Annotated in this window: 4 protein-coding genes; all 4 read left to right on the top strand. The window is 68.0% G+C overall.

What is annotated here, in order from left to right; translation table 11 throughout:
* Positions 1–365: 365 nt before the first annotated feature.
* The 4 genes from ACLFMY_RS08445 to ligD (ACLFMY_RS08430) all read left to right on the top strand — a co-directional run bounded on the left by ACLFMY_RS08445 (position 366) and on the right by ligD (ACLFMY_RS08430) (position 4,518).
* The gene (locus tag ACLFMY_RS08445; protein WP_410764221.1) at positions 366–1,928 is read left to right on the top strand and encodes a phospholipase D-like domain-containing protein; all 1,563 of its coding nucleotides are present in this window, start codon (positions 366–368) and stop codon (positions 1,926–1,928) included.
* Between the two features lie 76 nt (positions 1,929–2,004).
* Entirely contained in the window at positions 2,005–2,610 is a 606-nt protein-coding gene (locus tag ACLFMY_RS08440) for a DNA polymerase ligase N-terminal domain-containing protein (protein ID WP_410764220.1), read from the top strand.
* On the top strand, positions 2,603–3,613 hold the full coding sequence (gene ligD / locus ACLFMY_RS08435; protein ID WP_410764219.1) for a non-homologous end-joining DNA ligase: 1,011 nt from the start codon (positions 2,603–2,605) through the stop codon (positions 3,611–3,613). The genes ACLFMY_RS08440 and ligD (ACLFMY_RS08435) overlap by 8 nt, the downstream gene beginning before the upstream one ends.
* Positions 3,610–4,518: a non-homologous end-joining DNA ligase gene (gene ligD / locus ACLFMY_RS08430; protein ID WP_410764218.1), complete on the top strand. Its 909-nt coding sequence runs from the start codon at positions 3,610–3,612 to the stop codon at positions 4,516–4,518. The genes ligD (ACLFMY_RS08435) and ligD (ACLFMY_RS08430) overlap by 4 nt, the downstream gene beginning before the upstream one ends.
* Positions 4,519–4,698: the final 180 nt, after the last annotated feature.

Here is a 4,698-nt window from a genome sequence, read left to right as displayed (position 1 = left end):
CGACTCACCAGGCCCCGCAGGGCGCGCCTTGAGCCGGGCATCTGCTGCGTTGCCGTCCTTGGAAAGAGAATGACTCTTCCGCGGCGGACGGTCGCCTTGCATCTGCCCGGCTCAAGGTGCGCAGAGCGGTACCGGATTCGTGCAGACCTTCCCTAGTATCGGACAGCATCGTCCGGTTTTCCGTTCACGGGCCGGCGACGGCGAAACCGACGTGCCCCTGCAAGCCGGCGAGTTATCGCCGATCATTGAGGCGTGTGACCGCCGGCAATCGCAGGCGCGCGCTCGCGAGCCATGGCGGACACACGGATCTGTCAGGACAGTCGAAGGAAAGCGAACGAACCGTCGGATTCAGGAGCAGGAACCACTTGACGACGCGACGCACCGGATTTGCATGGATGATGACGGTGGCGGTGCTCGCCGCCTCCCTTGCCGGCTGCGCCCTCCCCTCGCTGGAGGGTCGCCACGTCTCGACGTCCCTCGACCCCGAACAGGCACGCGCCACCCCCCTCGGGCAGGCCGTCACGCCCGTCGTGGCCGCCCATCCCGGGCAGACCGGCAACCGCATCATCCACCAGCCACTGGACGCCTTCGCCACCTGGGCACGGCTGGCCCGGGAAGCCGAGCGCACGCTCGACATGCAGTACTACATCTGGAGCGCCGACATCTCCGGCACCTGGATGTTCGGCGAACTGCTCGACGCGGCCGAACGCGGCGTGCGTGTCCGCCTGCTCCTCGACGACATGGGCGTCACCGGCCTGGACCGCGAACTGGCCGCCCTGGACGACCATCCGAACATCGAGGTGCGACTGTTCAACCCCTTCGTGCTGCGCAACCGGTTCAAGTGGCTCGGCTTTGTCACCGACCTGCCCCGGGTCAACCGGCGGATGCACGACAAGGTGTTCATCGCGGACAACCAGGTGACGATCGTCGGTGGGCGCAACATCAACGACAAGTACTTCGGGGCCGACCCGACGATGCAGTTCGTCGATCTCGATGTGCTCGCCGTGGGCCCGGCGGTGGACCACATCTCGCGGCGCTTCGACCGCTTCTGGGCCAGCCCGTCGGCCTATCCGGTGGACCGCCTCCTGCCCGCGGCGGAACCGGGGGTGGCCGACCGCCTGGCGCTCGCGAACGAGCGCATGAATTCACAACCGCGGGCAGCCGAGTACCGATCGGCGCTGGAACGGACCGACCTGGACACCGCCCTTTTCGGCAGGGACGGCGAACTGGAGTGGACACCAGCCACCGTAGTCGCCGACGAGCCGAGCAAGGGGCTGGGTGTGCCGGCGGATCGCGACGACCTGCTGACCTACCAGCTCCGGGAGATCCTCGAGACGCCCTCCCGTTCCATCGACATCATCTCGTCGTTCTTCGTGCCGACCCCGACCATCACCGAGGCCCTGACGACCCTGGCCGGACGCGGCGTGCGCGTGCGCGTGCTCACCAACTCGCTCGAAACCACCGACATGCCCCCCGTGCACGCCGGCTATGTCCGCTACCGCAAGGCCCTCGTGAAAGGCGGCGTCGAACTCTACGAGATGCACCCGCTGCCCGGAGAGCCCCCGGAATCCATCGACCTGTCGCTTTTCGGCCACTCGGGCACCTCGCTGCATACCAAGGCCGTGATCGTGGACGAAAGGCAGGCATTCCTCGGCTCCTACAACGTTGATCCGCGCTCGGTGAATCTCAATACCGAACTCGGGCTGGTGATCGAAAGCCCCGATCTCGCCAAGCGGATCGGTCGCGCCTTCGACGAGAGCGTTCCCGCGACCGCCTACGAGGTGCGCATCGAGGACGACAAGCTCTACTGGCTCGAACGCACCGTCGACGGCGAGACCATCCGTCACGACGAGGAACCCGGCGCGGGGATCATCAAGCGCGGGGCCGTGCTGCTCTTCTCGCTGATGCCGATCGAGTGGCTGCTGTGACGGAGTCTTGACTCGCCCCAACCCCGCACCACTTGCCTATAGTCGGGGGGAAATACCTCCCGGAGGGAACGAGGCCATGGGCGGCAAACGGTTGAAGCGTTACCGAGAGAAGCGGGATCTTCGCAAGTCGCCCGAGCCCGGCGGCGGTCGGCGATCGTCCAAGGGCGGGCGCCGCTTCGTGATCCAGAAACACGATGCCAGCCGACTGCACTACGACTTCCGCCTAGAGGTCGACGGCGTACTGGTCTCCTGGGCAGTGCCCAAGGGACCGTCGACCGACCCCGGCGAACGCCGCCTCGCGGTACGCACCGAGGACCACCCGCTGGACTACGCGACGTTCGAGGGCGTGATCCCGGAGGGAGAATACGGCGCGGGCGCCGTGATCGTCTGGGACACCGGCCCCTACCGCAACCTGCGCGCCAACAAGGGACCCGACAGCCTGTCCATGCCCCGCTCGATCGACGACGGGCTGGTGGAAGTCTGGCTCGAGGGCGAGAAACTCCGCGGCGGCTATGCCCTCAAGCGCCTGGAGGATCGCGAGTCCGACTGGCTGCTGATCAAGATGGACGACGACCAGGCCGACGCCCGCCGCAACCCGGTGAGCACCGAGCCCGACTCGGTGCTCAGCGGTCGGAGCGTGGAACACATGTATCGGGAGCTGGAGGACGAGGACCATGGGTGACTGGCGGCAGCGGCTGTCCGAGGAGGATCGGGCCAGGCTGAAGAAGGCCGCCATGCCGATCTGGACGCGGCCGATGCTCGCCACCCTCACCGACGAGCGCTTTTCCTCGAAGGAGTGGATCTACGAGCGCAAGCTAGACGGCGAGCGCTGCCTGGTCTTCCGGGACGACAAGGGCGCGACGCTGTACTCCCGCAACCGCAAGCCCCTCGATGCCACCTACCCGGAACTCGTGGACGCGCTGGAGCGGGCCACCGGGAACGACTACGTCGCCGATGGCGAGATCGTGGCCTTTTCCGGCGGACTGACCAGCTTCTCGCGGCTCCAGAAACGCATCGGCATCACCGACGCGGCCGAGGCGCGCCGGAGCGACGTCCGGGTCTGGGTGTACCTGTTCGACCTGCTTTACTACGACGGCTCGGACATCGAGGACCTGCCGCTGCGCACGCGCAAGCGGATCCTGCGCCGGGAAATGACCTTCCATGACGCGCTGCGTTTCACCCCGCACCGCAACGAGACGGGCGAGGCGTTCTTCGAGGAGGCCTGCGACAAGGGCTGGGAAGGCCTGATCGCCAAGCGGGCGGACTCCCCCTACCGTCACAGCCGCTCCCGCGACTGGCTCAAGTTCAAGTGCGTCAACCGGCAGGAGTTCGTCATCGGCGGTTACACCGACCCGCAGGGGAGCCGCAAGGGGTTCGGGGCCCTGCTGCTCGGCTACTACGAGAACGGAAAGCTGCGCTACGCCGGCCGCGTGGGGACCGGCTTCGACGAGGACACCCTCGAGCGGCTGCACGGGAGCCTCGAGTCCCGTGCCCGCAAGCGCCCGGCGTTCGCCGACCCGCCGGCGGATGGCGACGGCAAGGTCCACTGGGTCAGCCCGGCGCTCGTCGCCGAGGTGGGCTTCACCGAGTGGACCGACGACGGATACCTGCGCCATCCGCGCTTTTTCGGCCTGCGCGACGACAAGGCCCCGCGCGACGTTCATCGAGAGGAGGCGACGGGATGACACGCATCGGCGGGCGCGAGATCGACATCGACAACCGGGACAAGACGCTCTTTCCCGGCGACGGCATCACCAAGGGCGACCTGATCGACTACTACCGGGACGTCGCCGAGCACCTCCTGCCGCACATCAGCGACCGCCCGCTGACCCTGCAGCGCTTCCCCGACGGCCTGGGCGAGGACGGCTTCTACCAGCAGCGGGTTCCCGACCACTTCCCGGACTGGCTGGACACCCGCTCGCTACGCCGCGCCGACGGCAGCGAGCGTATCGACCACATCCTGTGCAACGACACCGCCAGCCTGGTGTACCTGGCGAACCTCGCGACGATCAGCATCCATCGCTGGCTCGCCCGGGCGCCCCGCTTTACCCGCCCGGACTGCCTGGTCTTCGACCTCGACCCGGCCGGGGACGACTTCACGCCGGTGCGGGATGCGGCCCGCCACGTCGCGGACCTGATGCAGGCGCTGGACGTGACGCCCTTCGTCATGACGACCGGCTCGCGCGGCCTGCACGTGATCGCCCCCCTCGCCCCGGAACTGGACTTCGACGCGGTGCGCGAGATCGCCGCGGGCATGGCGCGCCACCTTGCCGACCGCCGCCCGGAGACGCTGACCACCGAGCAGCGCAAGGACAAGCGCCGCGGCCGTCTCTACCTGGACGTGATGCGCAACGCCTACGGCCAGACCGCGGTGGCACCCTATTCCCTGCGCGCGCGCCCCGGAGCACCGGTGGCCACGCCGCTGTCGCTCGACGAACTCGACCGGGGCGATCTCGGACCGCAGGACTATCACATCGGCAATATCTTCCACCGCCTGGGACAGACGGGGGACCCCTGGGCGGACATCCGGCGCCATGCGGTCGACCCGCGGAATCTCCCCGAACGACTCGACGCGCTCGGCAACGGGTGATGCCAACCGGCGCTCCGGGGCGGTTCCGCGGCGACGGCCGGTCGGCAAGGCAGCGGATAACCGGCGCAGGGTAGCGAGAACGCGCATTGCATTTCCTGCCGAAGTTCCCTATAGGAGGGAGGATATCGGTTGCCCGGGCTGTCTCGGCGCAAGGGGGCGGTCGATGTCACCACGGCGGTT

Origin of the sequence: Guyparkeria sp. (genome assembly GCF_046545975.1) — a bacterium.
In the GTDB taxonomy this organism is placed as follows: Bacteria; Pseudomonadota; Gammaproteobacteria; order Halothiobacillales; family Halothiobacillaceae; genus Guyparkeria.
Note: the sequence above shows the minus strand (reverse complement) of the source record. Positions and strands in the feature narration are given on the sequence as shown.